The organism is Herbiconiux sp. VKM Ac-1786 (genome assembly GCF_015350805.1).
In the GTDB taxonomy this organism is placed as follows: Bacteria; Actinomycetota; Actinomycetes; order Actinomycetales; family Microbacteriaceae; genus Herbiconiux.
The window spans coordinates 1,245,514-1,265,019 of the sequence record NZ_JADKSG010000001.1; the positions used below are offsets into that span (position 1 = coordinate 1,245,514).

17 protein-coding genes are annotated in these 19,506 nt (G+C 71.7%); 7 read left to right on the plus strand and 10 right to left on the minus strand.

Translation table 11 applies throughout. The features are described from left to right. Nucleotides 1-92 precede the first annotated feature (92 nt). The 4 genes from ITJ64_RS06250 to ITJ64_RS06265 form a co-directional block, all read right to left on the minus strand. Nucleotides 93-584, minus strand: coding sequence for a heme-binding protein (locus ITJ64_RS06250; protein WP_194679845.1), 492 nt, complete (start codon nt 582-584; stop codon nt 93-95). Next, nucleotides 581-1,630, minus strand: a complete 1,050-nt coding sequence (locus tag ITJ64_RS06255; protein WP_194679846.1) for a biotin/lipoate A/B protein ligase family protein — start codon at nt 1,628-1,630, stop codon at nt 581-583. Before ITJ64_RS06255 ends, ITJ64_RS06250 begins: the two co-directional genes overlap by 4 nt. 69 nt (nt 1,631-1,699) lie before the next feature. Continuing rightward, nucleotides 1,700-2,359: a response regulator gene (locus tag ITJ64_RS06260; RefSeq protein WP_194679847.1), complete on the minus strand. Its 660-nt coding sequence runs from the start codon at nt 2,357-2,359 to the stop codon at nt 1,700-1,702. Next, complete coding sequence (locus tag ITJ64_RS06265; protein ID WP_194679848.1) at nt 2,356-4,008, minus strand: sensor histidine kinase; 1,653 nt, start codon at nt 4,006-4,008, stop codon at nt 2,356-2,358. Before ITJ64_RS06265 ends, ITJ64_RS06260 begins: the two co-directional genes overlap by 4 nt. Nucleotides 4,009-4,177: 169 nt before the next feature. On the opposite strand from ITJ64_RS06265, the gene ITJ64_RS06270 reads away from it, so the two are divergent. Genes ITJ64_RS06270 through ITJ64_RS06280 form a run of 3 tightly spaced genes read left to right on the plus strand, consistent with a single transcriptional unit; the run spans nt 4,178 to nt 9,126 of the window. Continuing rightward, a complete protein-coding gene (locus ITJ64_RS06270) occupies nt 4,178-5,614 on the plus strand; it encodes an SLC13 family permease (protein WP_228508281.1) in 1,437 nt (478 codons plus the stop codon). A gap of 59 nt (nt 5,615-5,673) precedes the next feature. Further along, complete coding sequence (locus ITJ64_RS06275; RefSeq protein ID WP_194679850.1) at nt 5,674-6,420, plus strand: HAD family phosphatase; 747 nt, start codon at nt 5,674-5,676, stop codon at nt 6,418-6,420. A gap of 54 nt (nt 6,421-6,474) precedes the next feature. Beyond that, entirely contained in the window at nt 6,475-9,126 is a 2,652-nt protein-coding gene (locus ITJ64_RS06280) for a glycoside hydrolase family 65 protein (RefSeq protein ID WP_194679851.1), read from the plus strand. 11 nt (nt 9,127-9,137) lie between these two features. On the opposite strand, the gene ITJ64_RS06285 is transcribed toward ITJ64_RS06280, so the two are convergent. The 5 genes from ITJ64_RS06285 to ITJ64_RS06305 form a co-directional block, all read right to left on the minus strand. After that, nucleotides 9,138-10,448 carry an alpha/beta hydrolase-fold protein gene (locus ITJ64_RS06285; protein ID WP_194679852.1) on the minus strand — a complete coding sequence of 437 codons (1,311 nt, stop codon included), beginning with the start codon at nt 10,446-10,448 and terminating at the stop codon, nt 9,138-9,140. Nucleotides 10,449-10,451: 3 nt separating this feature from the next. After that, nucleotides 10,452-11,393: an alpha/beta fold hydrolase gene (locus ITJ64_RS06290; protein ID WP_194679853.1), complete on the minus strand. Its 942-nt coding sequence runs from the start codon at nt 11,391-11,393 to the stop codon at nt 10,452-10,454. A 77-nt stretch (nt 11,394-11,470) separates the two neighbouring features. Then, nucleotides 11,471-12,316 carry a transglutaminase family protein gene (locus tag ITJ64_RS06295; protein WP_194679854.1) on the minus strand — a complete coding sequence of 282 codons (846 nt, stop codon included), beginning with the start codon at nt 12,314-12,316 and terminating at the stop codon, nt 11,471-11,473. Further along, complete coding sequence (locus ITJ64_RS06300) at nt 12,313-13,245, minus strand: alpha-E domain-containing protein (RefSeq protein ID WP_173182862.1); 933 nt, start codon at nt 13,243-13,245, stop codon at nt 12,313-12,315. The genes ITJ64_RS06295 and ITJ64_RS06300 overlap by 4 nt, the downstream gene beginning before the upstream one ends. A 5-nt stretch (nt 13,246-13,250) precedes the next feature. Further along, on the minus strand, nt 13,251-14,948 hold the full coding sequence (locus ITJ64_RS06305; protein ID WP_194679855.1) for a circularly permuted type 2 ATP-grasp protein: 1,698 nt from the start codon (nt 14,946-14,948) through the stop codon (nt 13,251-13,253). Nucleotides 14,949-15,093: 145 nt separating this feature from the next. Between ITJ64_RS06305 and ITJ64_RS06310 the strand changes: the two genes are divergently transcribed. The 3 genes from ITJ64_RS06310 to ITJ64_RS06320 are packed head-to-tail and all read left to right on the plus strand — an operon-like array spanning nt 15,094 to nt 17,847. Beyond that, nucleotides 15,094-16,299, plus strand: a complete 1,206-nt coding sequence (locus ITJ64_RS06310; RefSeq protein ID WP_194679856.1) for a histidine kinase — start codon at nt 15,094-15,096, stop codon at nt 16,297-16,299. Next, complete coding sequence (locus ITJ64_RS06315) at nt 16,287-16,946, plus strand: response regulator transcription factor (protein WP_194679857.1); 660 nt, start codon at nt 16,287-16,289, stop codon at nt 16,944-16,946. Before ITJ64_RS06310 ends, ITJ64_RS06315 begins: the two co-directional genes overlap by 13 nt. A gap of 31 nt (nt 16,947-16,977) precedes the next feature. Then, nucleotides 16,978-17,847, plus strand: coding sequence for a DUF4097 family beta strand repeat-containing protein (locus tag ITJ64_RS06320; RefSeq protein ID WP_194679858.1), 870 nt, complete (start codon nt 16,978-16,980; stop codon nt 17,845-17,847). Nucleotides 17,848-17,978: 131 nt separating this feature from the next. Here the strand turns inward: ITJ64_RS06320 and ITJ64_RS06325 are convergent, their stop codons facing one another. After that, nucleotides 17,979-18,989, minus strand: coding sequence for a LacI family DNA-binding transcriptional regulator (locus tag ITJ64_RS06325; RefSeq protein WP_194679859.1), 1,011 nt, complete (start codon nt 18,987-18,989; stop codon nt 17,979-17,981). 141 nt (nt 18,990-19,130) lie between these two features. On the opposite strand from ITJ64_RS06325, the gene ITJ64_RS06330 reads away from it, so the two are divergent. Then, nucleotides 19,131-19,475, plus strand: a complete 345-nt coding sequence (locus ITJ64_RS06330; RefSeq protein ID WP_228507712.1) for an L-rhamnose mutarotase — start codon at nt 19,131-19,133, stop codon at nt 19,473-19,475. The last annotated feature ends 31 nt before the right edge of the window (nt 19,476-19,506 follow it).

Consider the following 19,506-nt stretch of genomic DNA (forward strand, 5'->3'; position numbering starts at 1 on the left):
TCCCGAGGGCAAGCGCGAAGCGCGCGGCAGCACACCCGGCTGCCGCGCGCTGACGCGCTTGCCCGAGATGGGCACGGCCGGGTTACAGAGAGCTAGCGGGCCAGGAACGCGGCTAGTGCATCCGCCGCCAGCTGGTGGTCGACCACGTCGGGTTCGCCCGAGGCCGTGATGGTGCCGAGCAGCTCTCCGCGCACGAAGAGCGGGATGGAGCCGCCGTGGGCGCGCATCACCGCGTGGTCGACCGCGGGCTCGTCGAGCTCGTCGAAGCGCGTGCCGGCCGCCTCGTGGCGACGGCGCACCAGCAACGACGGAACGCCGAAGTAGACCGCGACGGCCGCCTTGCCGGCGAGCCAGAAGTCGTTCTCCGGCCCGGTCGCTCCGAGTTTCGCCCGGAAGACCAGGTCGCCCGCCAGCACGATGTCGACCGCGAGGTCGAGACCGCGAGAGCGCACGAGGTCGGCGGCGATCACACCGAGGTCCAGAGCATCCGACTTCGAGAAGGACTCGGCGTCGAACACCGGCGCCTCCTCGAGGTCGTCCACGGTGAAGACGGGGAGGGAGGAGGAAGCGGCGGCGGCGCTCACGGAACCCGTCCGATCCACTCGGCCGTCGCGAACTTCGTGCGCACCAGCTCCTCGGCGGCGGCCCGCTCGGCCGAGGTGATCGAGTCGGGCACCGCACCGTAGAGCCCGGTGAACGTCGCGATCAGCCGGTCGATGATCTCGGCCCGCGACAGGCCGGTCTGGCTGCGCAGCGGGTCGACGCGCTTGGCGGCCGAGGTGGTGCCCTTGTCGCTCATCTTCTCGCGGCCGATTCTCAAGACCTGAGTCATCTTCTCGCCGTCCATGTCGTAGCTCATGGTGGCGTGGTGCAGCACGGCGCCGTTGCCGAGACGCTTCTGCGCGGCGCCGCCGATCTTGCCCTTGACCGAGGAGATGTCGTTGAGCGGCTGGTAGAACGCCTCGATGCCGAGCGACTTCAGCGCCGTGATGACCCACTCGTCGAGGAAGGCGTAGGAGTCGGCGAAGCTCATGCCCTGCACGAGCGCCGCCGGGGCGTAGATGGAGTAGGTGACGACCGAGTTCGCATCCATGAACATGGCGCCGCCACCCGAGATGCGCCGCACGACCTCGAAGCCGTACTTCGACGCGTTCGCAGGGTCGACCTCGTTCTTCAGCGACTGGAAGCTGCCGATCACGACGGCCGGCTCGTTCCACTCCCAGATGCGCAGCGTGGGCTTGCGGCGCCCCTCACCGACCTCGTTCGTGAGCACCTCGTCGAGCGCGAGCTGCATCTGCGGCGTCTCGGGGCCGGTGTGGATGAGCTGCCACTCGTACGCGTCCCAGCTCGTCGCCCGGGCGAGCGAGCGCCGCACCGCGACGGCCACCGCCTCGGGTGTGAAGCCGAGCAGCACCGCGCCCTCGGGCAGGGCTCCGCGCACGGCGGCCGCGATCGTGGCCGCGTCGCTGTCGGCGGGCAGCCCGTTCACCGCCGCGTCGATCAGCGGCAGAGCGTCGTCGGGCTCGAGGAAGAAGTCGCCGGCCAGCCGGAAGTTCTGGATGCGGCCGTCGACCTCGTCGAGGTCGACCACCACCAGCTTGCCTCCTGGCACCTTGTATTCACCGTGCATGCGTTCAGCGTAGCCCCGGCCCGCGACATGATGCCGGGCGCGAAGGCAGACGAGCGGATGCGCGGCCGCTCACCGCGGCAGCCGGAACCGGTGCTCGGGCCGCCCGGTACTGCCGTACCGCAGCTCGACGAGCAGCTGCCCGTCGTGCGCGAGCGCCGACAGGTACCGCTGCGCCGTCGCACGGGAGATGCCGAGGCGCGATGCGACCACGGGTGCCGACAGCGCATCCGGAGACCCCGCCAGCGTCTCGAGCACCGAGTGCTCGGTGGGCGAGCGCCGCGCCGCCGCATCGCGGGTCGCCGAGCCGTGCAGCACGCGGCGGGCGCGGTCGATGGTCTCCTGGTCGAGCTCGGGCTGGGCGTCGAGCAGATTGCGGTAGCGGGTGTAGCCGCGCAGCACCTCGGCGAGCGCCTCGTCGGCGAACGGCTTCACGAGGTAGGCGATCGCCCCGCGCTGGAACGAGGTGCGCACGGCCGCCGCCGTGACCGCGGCGCTCAGCACGATCGCGTCGAGGTCGTAGCCGCGCACGAGGTCGAGGCCCGAACCGTCGGGCAGGTAGATGTCGGCGAGCAGCAGGTCGGGGCGGGTCTGCTCGATGGCGGTGCGCGCCTCGGCGAGCGACCCGGCGGTCGCGACCACCGTGTAGCCCCCGGCCGCCTCGACGATGCGGGTGTGCAGCCGGGCGACGTGGAAGTCGTCGTCGACGATGACGACGCGCAGCTCGCTCATGAGCCGTCCTCCTTCTCGAACTGGCCGTGCAGCTCGGCGCAGAAGACGGCTCCGTGGTCGGATGCCCCCGCCATCGCCAGCCACAGCCGGCCCCCGTGGCGCCGGGCCACGTCGGCCGAGAGGCGCAGGCCGATGCCGTGGCCGTGCACGGATTCGGGCCACTCGGGCTGGGCGGGCGGCGGGGACGAGGGCCCCCCCGCCCCGTCCCCCGAGTCCATCACCGACAGATGCAGCTCGTCCCCGTGCCGCAGCGCCTCGACCTCCACCCACCGAGGCGTGCGCTCCGAGCGCGCGGCGGCGTCGATCCCGTTGTCGACGAGGTTGCCGAGCACGGTCGTGACGTCCTCCGGATGCACGAGCGAACCCACCACGTCGGCGTCCGGCCCCACCCGCAGCATCACCCCACGCGCCTCGGCCTCGGCCGCCTTGGCGCCGAGGAAGGCCTGCAGGTACGGCTCCCGCACGAGCTGCGCGTTCTCGACCGGGAACCGCACCGGCCCGTGCCCCGCGACCTGATCGAGGTACTCCAGCGCCTGCGCCGTGTCGCCCGCCCGCACGAGCCCCGACACCACGTGGATGCGGTTCGCGAACTCGTGCCGCTGCTCCCGCAGCGCACCCGCGAGCGTGCCGACGGCGCTGAGGCGTCGGGTGAGGTCCTCGACGTCGGTGACGTCGCGCACGATCACGACGCGGCCGAGCAGCCGCGCATCCCGTCGCACCTCGTGCACGTCGACGTAGAGCAGGTGCCCGGCGACGAGCAGCGGCTCGGCAAGCGCCGCAGGCCCTGCACCGGGGCCACCCGCCACCCGCTCCCGCACCCCCGCATCCGTCACCACGTCCTCGAACGCCCGCCCCACCGCGCCCGGCAGCGAGATCCCCAGCAGCGCCGCCGCCCGGTCGTTGCACACCGTCACCACCCCGTCCACCGACAGCCCCACGACCCCGTCGTCGACCCCCTGCAGCACCGCCTGCTGGTCCTGCACGAGGCTGAGCAGCTCCTCGGGCTCGAGGCCGAGGGTGGTCGCGCGCAGGCGCCGGGTGATGAACGCCGCGAGCACCGCTCCGACGCCGAGGGCGAGGGCGGTCGAGAGGCCGACGGGAAGAGCATCCGTCAGCACCGTCGACCACACCTCGGCGGGCGGCAGCCCCACGCTCACCTCGCCGACGACCCGCGTGGGGTCGGCCAGCCCGTAGACCGGAACCTTCGCGCGGGCCGAGTCGCCGAGGGTGCCGCTCTCCCAGCTGACGGTCTCCTGCCCGGCGAGCGCCGCGTCGGGGCTGGTCGAGACCGGGTCGCCGATCTCGTCGGGGTTCGGATGCGCGAGCCGCCGCCCCGTGTCGTCGGTGACCACCACGAACAGTGCTCCGGTGCGCTGCTCGATCGCGCGGGCGTAGTCGTCGACCGTGCCGTCGACCAACTCGGCGTCGGTGGACGGGGTCGGCCGATCGCTCTCGGCCTCCGCCGCCGCCCGCACCGACGGCGTCTCGGCGACGCTCTGGGCGACCCGCAGCGCCGACTCCTGCGTCTGCTGCACGAGCCGGTTGAAGCCGGTGAGCGCGAACAGCGCGACCGTGATCAGCGAGACGAGGATCATCGCCGCCACGATGGAGCGGTTGACCTGCGTGGTGAAGGGGGGCCTCGTCGCCATGCCCGAATGCTAACCCCGCCGCCGACCGCCCCGTGAGCAGAATGCGCAGAACGCGCTCAACGCGCTCTTCGCGGCAAATGCGCAGTAGCGCGCGCCGAGCCGGGCCGTCTTCCTAGTCTTCCGGAAACAGACGAAGGAGTCTCCCGTGCTCGTACTACTCGGATTCGGAATGGTCGCCGCCTTCATGGTGCTGATCATGACCAAGCGCATGACGCCCGTGCTCGCCCTGATCATCGTGCCGACCATCTTCGGCCTGTTCGCGGGCGCCGGGCTCGGCATCGGCGACATGGCGCTCGACGCGATCGGCGGGCTCGCCCCCACCGCGGCGCTGCTGATGTTCGCCATCATCTACTTCGGCCTGATGATCGACGTGGGGCTGTTCGACCCGCTGGTGCGCCTGATCCTGCGGCTCGTCGGCAACGACCCCGTGAAGGTCGTGGTCGGCACCGCGCTGCTGGCCTCGGTCATCTCGCTCGATGGTGACGGGTCGACCACCTTCATCGTCGTCACCAGCGCCCTGCTGCCGATCTACCTGCGCCTCGGCCTCAGCCCGGTGGTGCTGACCTGCGTCGCGGGCCTCGCCAACGGCACGATGAACATCCTGCCCTGGGGCGGGCCCACCGCCCGGGCCGCGGCGGCGCTCGAGCTCTCGCCGAGCGACGTGTTCACGCCGATGATCCCGTCGATGCTGGCCGGGCTCGCCGTGATCTTCCTGTTCGCGTGGCACCTGGGCCGGCTCGAGCGCAAGCGGCTCGGGTCGCTGGCGCTGCCCGGTGAGGAGGGCGAGGTTCCGGATGCCCGTGCCGGCTCGTCCCGCGGCGGCCTGTTCCGCCGCCCGGCGTCGCCCCGCGGCGGCTCGTCCCGCGGCGGCCGCGGCGGTACCGCCACCCAGGTCGAGCGCATCTCGACCGGCGCCCTGCAGGCCCTCGTCAACCCGGCGGACACCGCGATGGCCGACACGATGCTCGACCCGAACCGCCCCACGCTCCGCCCGAAGCTGTTCTGGTTCAACCTCGTGCTGACCGTCGCCGTGATGGTGCTGCTCGTCGCCGACGTGCTGCCGCTCGCCTACGTCTTCATGGCGGGCAGCGCGGTCGCGATCCTGGTGAACTTCCCGCGGGTCTCGCAGCAGGCGGAGCGCATCGTCGCCCACGCCCCCTCCATCGTCGGCGTCGTGTCGATGGTGCTGGCGGCCGGCGTGCTGATCGGTGTGCTCGAGGGCACCGGCATGGTCGACGCGATGGCCGCCTGGGTCGCCTCCTCGATCCCTGCCTCGCTGGGGGCGTACTCGGCCGTGATCATCGGGCTGCTGAGCATCCCGATGACCTTCTTCCTGTCGAACGACGCCTTCTACTTCGGCATCCTGCCGGTGCTCGCCGAGAGCGCCTCGGCCTTCGGCATCGACCCGGTCGACATGGCCCGCGCCTCGATCACCGGCCAGGTCGTGCACATGCAGAGCCCGCTGGTGCCGGCCATCCTGCTGCTCGTCTCGCTCGCCGGGGTGAATCTCGGCGACCACCACAAGAAGGTGCTCTGGCGGGCCGTCGTCGTGGCGCTGGTGATGCTCGCGGTCGGCGTGGGCATCGGCGCCATCGGCATCGGCTGATGCGGCGATCGAAACACGGCGATTACACGTCGTTCACGTCGAGCGCGTAGCGTTTGAGCATGACCGAAACCGCAGTCCGCGACCAGACGCGCATCGCCTCCTCGAAAGCGTTCCTGTTCGACCTCGACGGAGTGCTCACCCCCACCGTCGACGTGCACATGCGCGCCTGGTCCCGGCTCTTCACCCCCTACCTCGAGGCGCAGGGCTCGGCGCCCTACACCGACGACGACTACTACCTCCACATCGACGGCAAGCCCCGCTTCGACGGGGTGAAGTCGCTGCTCGACTCGCGCGGGCTCTCCCTGCCCGACGGCACGCCGGAGGACCCGGCGGGCGAGGGCACGGTGTGGGCGCTCGGCAACCGCAAGAACGACGCCTTCGCCGCCGCCCTGCGCGAGGACGGGATCGCCCCCTACCCGGGCTCGGCCGTGCTGCTCGACCGAGCCATCGCCGCGGGCTACGAGGTCGCCGTGGTGTCGAGCTCGCGCAACGCCGTGGCCGTGCTGACGACGGCCGGCATCCGCGACCGCTTCGACGTGATCGTCGACGGCCTGGTCGCGGCCGCCGAGGGCATCTCGGGCAAGCCGGCGCCCGACACCTACCAGCGCGCCGCCGAGCTGCTCGGGCTCGCGACGAGCGACTGCATCGTGGTCGAGGACGCGCACTCGGGCGTGCAGGCCGGCCGCGACGGCGACTTCGCCCTCGTGATCGGCGTCGACCGCGGGGTCGGTGCGCAGGAGCTGCTCGACTCGGGAGCCGACATCGTCGTGGACGACCTCGACGAACTGCTGCCGTCACTGCGCTGACGCCGCTAGCATCGATCGACCCGTCACCGCGTTCCCTCCCCGAGAAAGCATCCGATGAACCCCATCGCCTCCGACCCGCTCGACCGCAGCCAGTTCCCGCTCGACGAGTGGGCGCTCACCGAAGCCGAGTTCCACACGGCCACGCAGGGCCGCACCGAGACCCTGTTCGCGGTCGGCAACGGCTACCTCGGCCTCCGCGGCAACTTCGAGGAGGGGCACAAGGCCTACGCCGAGGGCACCTTCATCAACGGCTTCCATGACACCTGGCAGATCAAGCACGCCGAGGAGGCGTACGGCTTCGCCCGGGTCGGCCAGACGATCGTCAATGTCCCGGATGCGCGGGTCATCCGTCTCTACGTCGACGACGAGCCGTTCGTGGTGGCCGATGCCGACACCATCGAATACTCGCGCACGCTCGACTTCCGCACCGGCGTGCTCGAGCGGGTCGTGGAGTGGCGCACGCCCTCGGGCAAGCGGGTGCTCATCCGCTCGCGCCGCCTGGTCTCGTTCACCGACCGGCACCTCGCCGTCATCGACTACGAGGTCACCATGCTCGACTCCGACGCCTCGGTGCTCATCTCGAGCCAGATCCTCAACCGGCAGGACCGAGTCGACGAGTACACCCCCGTCGCCGGGGCGGGCGGAGCCGGTATCGGCGACCCGCGCAAGGCGTCCTCGTTCAGCGAGCGGGTGCTGCTCCCGCGCTTCAAGTGGATCCACGAGGGCCGCTACGTGCTCGGCTACCGCACGGCCAACTCGGGCATGACCCTCGCGGTCGGCGCCGAGCACCACCTCGAGACGACGAACGAGTGGGACGAGTCGGCGCAGATCGACGACGACATCGCCAAGCAGGTCTATCGCGTGCGTGCGAAGGCCGGCCAGCGCATCCGTCTGGTCAAGACGATCGCGTACCACACCTCCTCCACCGTGCCCACGACCGAGCTGGCCGACCGCGCGAACCGCACGCTCGACCGCATCCGCGAGACGCCGATCGAAGAGGTGTTCGCGCGGCAGGAGGAGTGGCTGGCCGACTTCTGGCGGCGCTCCGACGTCGTCATCCCGGGGCAGCCGGCCGTCCAGCAGGCCGTGCGCTGGAACATCTTCCAGCTCGCGCAGTCGACCGCGCGCACCGACGGCGGCGGCATCGCGGCCAAGGGCGTCTCGGGCTCGGGCTACGGCGGCCACTACTTCTGGGACACCGAGATCTACGTGCTCCCCTTCCTCACCTACACGTCGCCGCAGGTGGCGCGGAACGCGCTGCGCTTCCGGCAGGGCATGCTGCCCGCCGCCCGCGACCGCGCGGTCGAGCTGAACCAGCGCGGCGCCCTGTTCCCGTGGCGCACGATCAACGGGCTGGAGTCCTCCGCGTACTACGCGGCGGGCACGGCGCAGTACCACATCGACGCCGACATCTCCCACGCGCTCTCGCAGTACGCGGCGGCCACGGGCGACGACGACTTCCTGCGCCGCGGCGCGATCGACATCCTCGTCGAGACGGCGCGCATGTGGGCCGACCTCGGCTTCTGGCGGGGGCGCGAGGGTGACCACGGGCCGCAGACCTTCCACATCCACGGCGTCACCGGGCCTGACGAGTACACCACCGTCGTCAACGACAACCTCTTCACCAACGTGATGGCGCGCGCCAACCTGCGCGCGGCCGTGCGGCAGACCCGGCGGCTGCGCCACGAGTGGCCCGAGGACTACGCGGCCATGGCGAAGCGCCTCGACCTCACCGAGGACGAGATCGAGGAGTGGTCGGAGGCGGCCGAGGCCATGCACATCCTCTTCGACGCCGACCTCGGCATCCACCCGCAGGACGCGCAGTTCCTCGAGAAGGAGCTGTGGGACCTCGAGAACACGCCCGCCTCGAAGCGGCCCCTGCTGCTGCACTTCCACCCGCTGGTGATCTACCGCTTCCAGGTGATCAAGCAGGCCGACGTGGTGCTCGCGCTGCTGCTGCAGGGCGACGAGTTCACCACCAAGGAGAAGCGCGCGAACTTCGAGTACTACGACGCGCTCACCACCGGCGACTCCACGCTGTCGGCGTCGACGCAGGCCATCATCGCGGCCGAGGTGGGCTACCGGGAGCTCGCGCTGGGCTACTTCCAGGCGGCGCTGTTCGTCGACCTCGGCGACCTGCACCACAACACGGCCGACGGCATCCACGTCGCCTCGACCGGTGGCGTGTGGAGCGCCCTGGCGTTCGGCTTCGGCGGCATGCGCGACTACCTCGGCAAGTTCACCTTCGACCCGCGGCTGCCCGAGGAGTGGGAGTCGATGGTGTTCCACGTCACCATCCACGGCTCGCTGATCGAGGTCGACCTGCGTCAGGACGCGATGACCTTCACGATCCTCGGGCCCTCCGCGCCGTCTCCGGCGGCCGCGATCGACGGTGCGCCCGGTGCCGCCGGTGCCGACGCCACGGCGGGCGGGGCGGGCGACACCGCGTCGACCATCGCCTACGCCTCCCCGCACTCGGGCTCGACCCGCTCGGTCGAGGTCTGGGTGCGCGGCGAGCGCGTGCTGCTCACGCCGGGCACGCCGGTCACGGTTCCGCTGGCGGATGACCGGCCGACCATCGAGGGCGCGCCCACCACCTCCGACATCGAGGGCACCGTGCGCGGCGACGGCTCGGTCATCACCGCGTCGATGCCCACGATCGTCTCCGACGTCGAGGACCCGGAGTCGATCGTCGGCTTCGACTAGCCGACCGGCGGTCAGCCCGGCGGCGCGAGCCCCAGCCGCGGGTACAGCAGCCCGAAGCCGTAGTCCATCCCGCCGCGGATGGCGTCCTGCACGTGCCCCGCTCCCGGCACCACGTAGTACGTCGTCTTCCAGCCGGCCGCCGTGGCCGCCTTCGAGGCGCTCTCGGCCTCGGGCATGAAGGCCGGGTCGTTGCCGCCGACCGTGAAGATCGCGAAGGTGTCGGGGTAGGCGTGCGCCCCCGAGGTCAGGATGCTCTCCGGCTTCTGCGCCTCGAAGGCCGCCGCGTCGCCGCCGAAGAGCGTGGCGACGACCTGGTCGGGCTCCTCCGAGCCGGGGTACTCCTCGCCCGAGATGTCGAAGACGTTGCCGAAGATCTCGGGGTACTTCGCGCCGTACTTGAACGCGCATCCGCCGCCGTTGGAGTAGCCCGCGATCGTCGTGTGGGCCGGGTCCTTCAGGATGTTCAGGTTCGAGCGCGCCCAGTTCACCACGTCCTGCGTGATGAACGTCTCGGCGTTACCGAGTGCCGCGGTGTCGGCGCAGACCGGGTCCTGGTTGGGGTCGCCCAGCTGGTCGGCGACGATGACGATCGGTGCCAGGCCGTCGTGCTCTGCGGCGTACTTGTCGAGCGCATCCGCCACGAAGTCGGTCTCGGGATTGCCCGGCTGGCCCATCATGAGCAGCAGGAACGGCAGGGCCGGGGCGCCCTCGACCAGCGCGGCCGGCGGCAGGTAGATGCCGGCGGGGCGCGAGGTGAAGCCGGAGGCCGTGGGCGGGATGACCTGCGTTCCCTGGGTGCCCACCGTCGGCAGGCCGGCCGGCGGCTTCCAGGTCTCGTAGAGGGGCTTGCCCGCATCCGGGTCGTCGGTCGAGGTCGGCTGCGGCGAGTTCGTCGGGATGACGATCGGATGCTCGACCGTGATGCCGAGGAGCGACGCGACCGTCGGATTCAGGCCGAAGTAGGCGTTGACGCCGAGGGTGCCCGACGCCGCGAACAGCAGCACGCCGACGACGGCGATCACCTTGCGCCACCAGCGCGAGCGCCACAGGTTCACCACCGCGACCCCGAGGGCGGCGAAGGTCGCGACCGCGATGGCCTTCACCTGGACGGGAAGCGCGATGCCGAAGGCGTCGGTGAGCTCGGCCCAGGCGATCACCCCGAACGCGACGATCGCCCCGGCGAGCAGACCGATCAGCACGGTCAGCAGCCAGCGGATGCGCGGCGGACGCACGAGCAGGTAGCCGAGCACGACGACCGAGAGGGCGACGACGATCCAGATCAGGGGGCCGTCGATGATGGGCAGGTCGAGCAGGGCGTCCATGGTCTACTCCCCCGCCGTCGGAGATGGCGGTGACGACGGCTCCGTCGACGACGGTGCCACGCGCTGATCGAGCCACGCGAGCAGGTCGCCCACGACCTCGTCTCGATTGGTCTCGTTCAGGATCTCGTGCCGGGCATCCGGATACACATGCAGCTCGACGTCGCTAAGCCCGGAGCGCCCGAGGTAGGCGTTCCGCAGCTTGGTGGCGCTCGCCCGCCCGCCGAGGATGTCGTCGTCGCCGACGATGATCAGCACCGGCACGTCGGCGACCAGGTGCCGGGACGGCCGGCCGAACAGCCGCAGCCCGTCGGCCACGCCGAACAGCTTCAGCACCTCGGCCGGGAACATCAGCTCGTCGGAGGCGGCGCGCTGCTGCGCCTCGACGTCCCGCGAGAGCCACTCGAAGCCGTTGCCGGGTGCGCCCGGGCTGCCCTTCGCAGGGCGGTGCCGTCGGGTCAGGTCTCCGCCGTCCATCGACCCGGGCATCCGGTACGCCGTGCCCACCAGCACGACACCCGCGTAGTGGGCGAGCGCCGGGGTGTTCACGAGGATCTGCACCATCAGCGAGCCCCAGCTGTGCCCGAGAAGCACGAGCGGCACCTCGGGGTGCTCGCGGGCGATCTGCACGCCCAGCTGACGGATGTCGTCGACCGTCGCCCGCAGGCCGCCCGGGCCGAGGCGCCCCAGCTTCGTGCGGTCGCCGCCGTGCTGGGCGAGGCCCGTGGCTCCGTGCCCGCGCTGGTCGGCGGCGTAGACGCTGTAGCCGGCCTCGTTCAGCTCGGCCGCGAGGGCGGCATAGCGCAGGGCGTGCTCGCCGAGGCCGTGCGAGATCTGCACGACGGCGCGGGGCTGCTCGACCGTCCAGCCGTAGTAGGTGATGGCGATGCCCTGCTCGTCCTCGAACACGGCGGTGAAGTGCGCGCTCGGCGGCGGCTGCTCAGGCATACGTCATTGTGGCATGCGGGTCACCGCCGCCCCGGAGCGGCGGCACCCCCATTACGGAGCAGTCGCGCATCCACCCCTCACGACTCGCGGGTGATCTCGACCTTCACGAAGAGCTGCGAGCCGAAGGGGCCGGCGTACACCCCGCGCAGCGGCGCGATGTCGTTGTAGTCGCGGCCGCGGCCGACGATGACGTGCCGCTCGCCGATGTCGATCAGGTTGGTCGGGTCGAAGCCGCGCCACTCGCCGCAGAACCACTCGACCCAAGCGTGCGACTCGCCCGTCACCGTCTCGCCGATCGCGGCGCCCGGCTTCGGGTGCAGGTAGCCCGAGACGTAGCGGGCCGGGATGCCGACCGAGCGCAGGGCGCCGATCGCGATGTGGGTGATGTCCTGGCAGACGCCGCGCTTGTCCTTCCACGACTCGCGCGCCGTCGACTGCACGCCCGTGACGCCCTGCACGTACTCGACCTGGCGGCCGATCTCGGTGCAGATCTCGAGCGCCGCGTCGCACGGCGAGGTGTGGGCCGCGGCGATCGACTCGGCGAGCACGACGAGGTCGTCGGCCGGTGCCGTGAGCCTGGTCTGCTTCGCCTGCTCGACGTAGGTGGTCGACGTCGACGCCTGCGCCGCGAGCCCCGCCCAGTCGAGCGGATGCGGGGCGTGCGGGCGGTTGCGCACCTCGACCAGGCTGGTGGCCGTCAGCGAGAGCTCCTTGTGCGGCGTGAGCACCTCGAACGACGACACCCGCGTGCCCCAGTAGTCGATGTAGCCGTGGTTCGAGGAGACGGGGGCGATCTCGAGCGAGGAGTGCAGCACGAACTGCGCCTCCGAGCTCACGGGCAGCATGCGCGCCTCGTTGTAGGAGGCCTGAACCTCGCCCTCGTAGCGGTACCCGGTGATGTGCCGGATGCGCAGCCGGTTCATGCGCTCTCTCCGATCCAGCTCGGGGCCGTGTTGGTGGGGAAGTAGCGCTGCCGCACGGCTTCGCTGGCGGCGCTCGTGGCGTCCTGCACGCTGTCCATGTGGCGGGGCAGCTCGTGCAGGATGTCGGTGATCGGGCGGTACTCCAGCTGCGAGCGGATCTGCCCGAGCAGCCGCTGCGCGCTGTCGGTGACGCCGAGCCGCTCGTTGCGGGGGCCGAGGTCGCGCAGGCACTGCTCGGCACGCGAGACCGAGTACAGGATGGAGCGGGGGAAGAGGCGGTCCAGCAGCAGGAACTCGGCCGCGTTGCGCGCGCTCGGCACCCCCCGGTAGGTGCGGAGGTAGGCCTCGTAGGCGCCGCAGGAGCGGAGGATCGTCGTCCACGACGGGCCGCTCGCCTCGGTGAGGCTGCGGGTGGCGAGCAGGCGCGCGGTCATGTCGGCGCGTTCGATCGAGCGGCCGAGGGTGAAGAAGTGCCAGGCCTCGTCGCGGCTGGCGCTGGACTCCATGATGCCCACGGCGAGCGCCGAGCGGTCGCGCACCCAGCCGAAGAACTCGTGCGTCTTCTCGCCCGCGATCTTGCGGGGCATCCGGGCGCGGGTGGTGTTCAGGCACTCCCAGAGCTCGGTCGAGACGATCTCGCGGGCCCGCCGGGCGTTCTCGCGGGCGGCGCCGAGCGAGTAGGCGATCGAGGCCGGATGCGTGCGGTCGACCGCGAGCAGCGCGAGCACGTCGGCCCGCGTGAGCGAGCGGTTGTCGTCGGGCACGTCGCTGCCCATCACCGACAGGAGGGAACGGCAGGCGAGGTTCTCCTCGATCCACGGGTCCTCGAGCAGCAGCTGCAGGTGCACGTCGAGGATGCGCGCGGTGCCGTCGGAGCGCTCGATGTAGCGGCCGATCCAGAACAGGGACTCCGCGATGCGGGAGAGCATGGCCATCACACGTCTCCCTTCGTGGCGGGGGCGGGAGGCGCATCCGTCGTCATTCGGCCTTGCTGCTGCTGCTGCGACTGATCGCTGCGCGGGGCGTCCTCGGGTGAGTGGTCGGGCGTGTGCCCGTGCCCGATGATCGGGATGGCCTGGGTGTTCGCGGCCTGCTCGGCGACGAGGCCCTGGATGTCGTGGGCGTCGCGGGAGACGGAGGCGAGGGTCGAGAACGGGTCCTGTCCGACGACCCAGGTGTCCTTCGAGCCGCCACCCTGGGAGCTGTTCACCACGAGCTGGCCCTCGGGGAGGGCCACGCGGGTGAGGCCGCCGGGCAGCACCCAGACGTCGTTGCCGTCGTTGACCGCGAACGGGCGGAGGTCGGCGTGCCGGGGGCGCATGCCGTCCTCGACGAGGGTCGGGATGGTCGAGAGCTGCACCACGGGCTGCGCGATCCACCCGCGCGGGTCGGCGATCAGGCGGTTGCGCAGGGTCTCGAGCTCCTTCGGGGAGGCGTCGGGGCCCACCACGAGGCCCTTGCCGCCCGAGCCGTCGACCGGCTTCACCACGAGCTCGTCGAGCCGGTCGAGCACCTCCTCGAGGGCGCCCGGGTCTTCGAGCCGCCAGGTGTCGACGTTCGGGATGATCGGCTTCTCGCCCAGGTAGTACTGGATGAGATCGGGGAGATAGGTGTAGACGAGCTTGTCGTCGGCCACGCCGTTGCCGACCGCGTTCGCGATGGTGACGTTCCCGAGTCGGGCGGCGAGCAGCAGGCCCGGGCTGCCGAGCATCGAGTCGGCGCGGAACTGGAGCGGGTCGATGAACTCGTCGTCGACCCGGCGGTAGATGACGTCGACGCGGGTGGGGCCGGCGGTCGTGCGCATCCACACCCGGCCGCCCGAGCAGAACAGGTCGCGGCCCTCGACGAGCTCGACGCCCATCAGGCGGGCCAGCAGCGTGTGCTCGAAGTAGGCCGAGTTGTAGACGCCGGGGGTGAGCACGACGACCGTGGGGTCGTCGACACCGGCGGGGGCGGATGCGCGCAGCGCCTGCAGGAGCTTGTTCGGGTAGTCGCCGACCGGTCGCACCCGCATGCTGACGAACAGCTCGGGCAGCGTCTGCGCCATCACGCGGCGGTTCGAGATGACGTAGGAGACGCCGCTCGGCACGCGCACGTTGTCCTCGAGCACGCGCCAGGCGCCGTTCTCGTCGCGGATCAGGTCAATGCCCGAGACCTGGATGCGCACGTTGTTCGGCGACACGATGCCCGCGGCCTCGCGGTGGAAGTGGTTGCTCGAGCTGATCAGCGCCGCCGGGATGACCCCGTCGCGCACCGCGGCCTGCGAGCCGTAGATGTCGGCGAGGAAGGCCTCGAGCGCCTTGACCCGCTGCTTCACGCCGGCCTCGACGTCGACCCACTCGCTCTGCTCGATCACGCGCGGCACGGCGTCGAGCGGGAACGGCCGCTCCTCGCCGGCGAAGTCGAACGTCACGCCCTGGGCGAGGTAGGAGCTGGCCAGCGCGTCGGTGCGGCCGCGCAGCTCCTCCTGCGTCATGCGGGCGAGGGCGTTGTAGATGTCCTTGTAGGCGGCGCGCGCCTCGACGCCGTCCTGCGACTTGGGCTCGGGGAACATCTCGTCCCACGGGCTCGCCCCCGCACGCCGCGATCGCGTGAGCAGAGTGGCACCGTAGCCGTCGAACAGGTCAACCATGCGTCGACCCTACTGCGCGGGTGTTGCGCGGGTGTTTCGGGCAGCCGCGCGCGGGATCCGGGCCCGCCGGCGGGGGTTAACCCCCGGGGGAAGGGGGCGGGACGCCCCATCGTGCCGCGCCGGGGGCCGCCCTAACGTTGGTGGCGTGCGAAAGAGACTGCTGTTCCTGTGGGCCGCTGCGGCCGACCTGGCCATCGACGGCCTGCTGGGCGTGACCTGGCTGACGATCATGCTCAGCCTGCTCGCGACCGGCGTGAGCGCGGTGCCCGCGTTCGGCATCGGCATCGGGCTGCTGTGGCTGACGGTGCAGCTGGGGCGGGGCATCCGCTTCGTCGAGCGGCGCCGCGCCGAGGCGCTGTACGGCGTGGTGATCGTGCCGCCGCCCGCGCGCCCCGCGGCCACCACGTTCGGCGGCTGGCTGGCGGGCACGTTCGTCGAGACCTTCGGCGCGACCCTGTGGAAGGGCATCCTGCACCACCTCACGACCACCGTGCTGGGCCTCGTGTTCTGGGGCCTGATCGGCAGCGCGATCGACCTCGTCGGAGACCTCGCGACCGGCCGGTTCGGCGGCACGCTCGCGAACCCGGCGCTCGTCGCCCTCGCCGCCGTGGTGGCCGCCGCCGTGCTCGTGGCCTACACCGCCGGCGCCGGCCTGCTCGACCGGCACCTGAGCGTCTCGCTCCTGGGGGCGAGCGCCAAGGCGGCCCTCGAGCAGCGCGTCGACCGGCTCCAGGATGCGCGGCAGGGCGCCGTCGACTCCGCCCAGGCCGAGCGGCAGCGCATCGAGCGCGACCTGCACGACGGGGTGCAGCCCCGCCTGGTCTCGGTCGCGATGACCCTCGGACTCGCCCGCTCGAAGTTCGCCGACGACCCCGAGGGCGCGAAGGCGCTGCTCGACGAGGCGCACCGCGAGACCAAGGAGTCGATCACCGAGCTGCGGCACCTCGCCCGCGGCATCCACCCGGCGGTGCTCACCGACCGCGGTCTCGACGCGGCCCTCTCGGCCGTCGCGTCGCATTGCACCGTGCCCACCAGCGTGCGGGTCGACCTGCCCCAGCGCCCCTCGAAGGAGACCGAGGCCGTGCTCTACTTCGCCGTCTCCGAGGCCCTGGCCAACGCGAGCAAGCACTCGAGGGCCTCCGGATGCTCGGTCAGCGTCACCGCGACCCCCACCGCCGTGCGCGCCGTCGTGTTCGACAACGGCATCGGCGGAGCCGCCGTCGGCCGCGGCGGCGGCACCGGACTCTCGGGCATGGCCGACCGCGTGCGCGCGGCCGGCGGCAGCCTCACCGTGGACAGCCCCGCCGGCGGTCCGACCGTTCTCACCGTGGAGGTACCGTGCGCATTCTGATCGCCGAGGACCACGTGCTGCTGCGCGCCGGACTCGAACGCCTGCTCGCCGACGCCGGCCACGAGGTGCTGCCGTCGGCGGCGACCGCCGAGGAGCTCATCCGCGGCGTCGACGCCGACCGGCCCGATCTCGCCGTCGTCGACGTGCGGATGCCGCCGAGCTTCACCGACGAGGGCATCCGAGCCGCGGTGCTGCTGCGCTCCCGTCCCGGCGCCCCGAAGCTGCCCGTGCTCGTGCTCTCGCAGTACGTCGAGGAGCGCTACGCCGCCGAGCTGATCGCCGGCGACTCGGCCGGCCTCGGCTTCCTGCTGAAGGACCGCGTGGCCGAGGTCGACGACTTCCTCGCCGCGGTCGAGACCGTGGGCGGCGGTGGCACGGTGCTCGATCCCGAGGTGGTGGCGCAGATCGTCATCCGCTCCCGGCGCTCCCGCGAGCTCGACACCCTCACCGCCCGCGAGCGCGAGGCGCTGCAGCTGATGGCCGAGGGCCGCTCCAACAGCAGCATCGCCGAGCGGATGCACATCACCCCCGGCGCGGTCGAGAAGTTCATCTCGGCCATCTTCGGCAAGCTCGGCCTGCCCGCCGAGGACAGCGGCAACCGCCGCGTCCTCGCGGTGCTCAAGTACCTCGGCGCGGACGCGCGCTGACTCCCCACCCATCCCTGCGAAAGAAGGAATCATGAGCGTCCAGACCCCCACCCCACCCCCGATGACCGGCGGCCCCTCCCCCGCCCCGACCCCGCCGCCCCGCGACCGCTCGCTGCGCATCGCCCTGCTCGCCATCGGCTCGGCGCTCGTGCTGCTGCTCGTCGGGGTGGGCATGCTGCAGCTCGTGCAGTCGGCGGCGAACGCGAACCGCGGCGACGACTCGGGCAGCTACCCCGCCGCCGGCCCGTTCGACAGCCTCGAGGTCGACGTGAGCGCGGCCTCCGTCACGGTGAGCTACGCCGACGTCGCCGAGCCGCGCTTCGACTTCGACTCGGGCGGCTCGTCGCTGCGCTTCGACCAGCGGATGCTCGGCGACACCCTGCGCGTCACCGTCGGCGATCGCGGCTGGTGGCCGATCCGCCTGTTCGACCTCTCGTCGCTCGGCGACGCGTCGCTCGCGGTGACCCTGCCGCGCTCCGCGGAGCCGGTGGCCCTGGCCGTGGACTCCTCGGCCGGCGCCGTGCGGGTCGACGGCGACTTCGCCGCCCTCTCGCTCGAGAGCTCGGCGGGCGACGTCGAGCTGAGCGGCTCGGCCGACTCGCTGCACCTGGAGACCTCGGCGGGCCGCATCACGGGCACCGGGCTCGTGGTGACCGGCCCGGTGGTCAGCGAGAGCTCGGCGGGCGACACGTCCCTCTCCTTCGCCTCGCTGCCGGCGTCGATCTCGGTGGACAGCTCGGCCGGCTCGGTGACGGTGGCGCTGCCCGACGGGGAGTACGAGCTCCGCACCGACACCTCGTTCGGCCGGGTGCAGCTCGGAGTGCCCAGCACTCCGGGTGCCGACCGCGTGTACTCGTTCGAGACGAGCGCGGGCGACCTGGTGCTCACCCCTGCGCCCTAACGCCCCCACCCGCCCCACCCCTGACCGCGCATCCCGGGCCGGCCTGCCCGGGTCGCGCAAAGGGCCCTTCCCGCCGCGGGGAAGGGCCCTTTGTGCGACCCCGCCCGGGGAGGGTGCGGGGGCGGGGGGCGTCAGCGGCCCGCGGTGGACTCGCGCACCACGAGTTCGGGCTGGAACGCGATGTGGCGGTACTCGCCGCGGCCCGGGTTCTCGATCTCGGCGAGGAGCAGCTCGGCGGCCGCCCGCCCCATCTCCCGGGCCGGCTGCCGTATCGAGGACAGCGGGATCGCCGCGTTCGCCGCGAACGAGATGTCGTCGTAGCCGATCAGCGCGATGTCGTCGGGCACCCGCACCCCGGCGTGGGTGAGGGCCTGCAGCAGTCCGATCGCGATCAGGTCGTTCGCCGCGAACACGGCGTCGGGGCGGTCGGCGGCGGGCAGGGCGAGCAGCTGCTCCCCCGCCGCGCGGCCGGCCTCGGCCCGCATGGTGTCGAGCTCGAGCATCCGGATGCGCCCCGCATCGCGCTCGAGCACCGCCTGCTGCGCCCCGCGTGCGCGCTGGGACACCTGCAGGATCTCGGGCGGGCCCCCGACGAACGCGAGGTTGCGCCGGCCGAGGTCGAGCAGATGGCCCGCCGCGAGCTCGCCCCCGCGGAGGTCGTCGACCGAGACCGAGCTGAAGCTCTGCGCGTTATCGTGCCGGTCGACGAGCACCACGGGCGAGCCGCGCTCGCGCAGCCGCTCGAGCCGGCGCTGCACCTGCCCGACGGGCGTGATGAGGAGCCCCGAGACCCGCTGCTCCTCGAACAGGTCGAGGTAGGCGAGCTCGCGGGTGATCGACTCGCCGCTGTTGCCGAGGATGAGCGGGCGGCCGTGCTCGCCGAGCAGGTCCTCCGCCCCGCGCTCGACGTCGGCGAAGAACGGGTTGGACACGTCGAGCACCATCATGCCGACCGTGCGGCTCTGGCCGACCCGCAGCTGGCGCGCGGCGTCGTTGCGCACGAAGCCGAGCTTGTCGATCGCGTCGAGCACGCGCTTCGCGGTGTCGGCCGCCACGGGCTTGGACCGGTTCAGCACGTTCGACACGGTGCCCACCGACACCCCGGCGAGGGCCGCGACATCGCGCACGTTGGCCGTGGTCATGCACACCTCAAGGGTTCGGCGCCGTCGTCCCGGCGATGGGTAGAACGTTTCACGAGAGTAGCGCAGGGCCGGTGCTGGCGCATCGGGGCGATCGATGGTTAAATCGATTCACCAGACTCGACGACGAGGGGATGCACGATCATGACGGCCGAGACGATGGAACGTGTCTGCTTCCAGCTGCAGGTGAAGCCCGAGCGCATCCCCGAGTACACCGAGCGCCATCGCGCGATCTGGCCCGACATGGCCGCCGCCCTCAAGGCGACCGGGTGGAACAACTACTCGCTGTTCCTCCGCGACGACGGGCTGCTGATCGGCTACTTCGAGACACCCTCGCTCGCCGAGGCGCAGTCCGGGATGGCGGCCACCGAGGTCAACGCGCGCTGGCAGGCCGAGATGGGCGAGTTCTTCGTCGCGCTCGAGGGAGCACCCGACACCGGGTTCCTCCGGCTGACCGAGGTCTTCCATCTCGAGGACCAACTCGCGTAGTATTGAATCGTTTCACGCTCCCTTCGACGAC

Coding starts and splice junctions, on each gene's coding strand:
- ITJ64_RS06255 (WP_194679846.1), bottom strand. CDS start 1,630: ATGCACGGTGAATACAAGGTGCCAGGAGGCAAGCTGGTGGTGGTCGAC.
- ITJ64_RS06260 (WP_194679847.1), bottom strand. CDS start 2,359: ATGAGCGAGCTGCGCGTCGTCATCGTCGACGACGACTTCCACGTCGCC.
- ITJ64_RS06265 (WP_194679848.1), bottom strand. CDS start 4,008: ATGGCGACGAGGCCCCCCTTCACCACGCAGGTCAACCGCTCCATCGTG.
- ITJ64_RS06270 (WP_228508281.1), top strand. CDS start 4,178: ATGGTCGCCGCCTTCATGGTGCTGATCATGACCAAGCGCATGACGCCC.
- ITJ64_RS06275 (WP_194679850.1), top strand. CDS start 5,674: ATGACCGAAACCGCAGTCCGCGACCAGACGCGCATCGCCTCCTCGAAA.
- ITJ64_RS06280 (WP_194679851.1), top strand. CDS start 6,475: ATGAACCCCATCGCCTCCGACCCGCTCGACCGCAGCCAGTTCCCGCTC.
- ITJ64_RS06285 (WP_194679852.1), bottom strand. CDS start 10,448: ATGGACGCCCTGCTCGACCTGCCCATCATCGACGGCCCCCTGATCTGG.
- ITJ64_RS06290 (WP_194679853.1), bottom strand. CDS start 11,393: ATGCCTGAGCAGCCGCCGCCGAGCGCGCACTTCACCGCCGTGTTCGAG.
- ITJ64_RS06295 (WP_194679854.1), bottom strand. CDS start 12,316: ATGAACCGGCTGCGCATCCGGCACATCACCGGGTACCGCTACGAGGGC.
- ITJ64_RS06300 (WP_173182862.1), bottom strand. CDS start 13,245: ATGCTCTCCCGCATCGCGGAGTCCCTGTTCTGGATCGGCCGCTACATC.
- ITJ64_RS06305 (WP_194679855.1), bottom strand. CDS start 14,948: ATGGTTGACCTGTTCGACGGCTACGGTGCCACTCTGCTCACGCGATCG.
- ITJ64_RS06320 (WP_194679858.1), top strand. CDS start 16,978: ATGAGCGTCCAGACCCCCACCCCACCCCCGATGACCGGCGGCCCCTCC.
- ITJ64_RS06325 (WP_194679859.1), bottom strand. CDS start 18,989: ATGACCACGGCCAACGTGCGCGATGTCGCGGCCCTCGCCGGGGTGTCG.
- ITJ64_RS06330 (WP_228507712.1), top strand. CDS start 19,131: ATGACGGCCGAGACGATGGAACGTGTCTGCTTCCAGCTGCAGGTGAAG.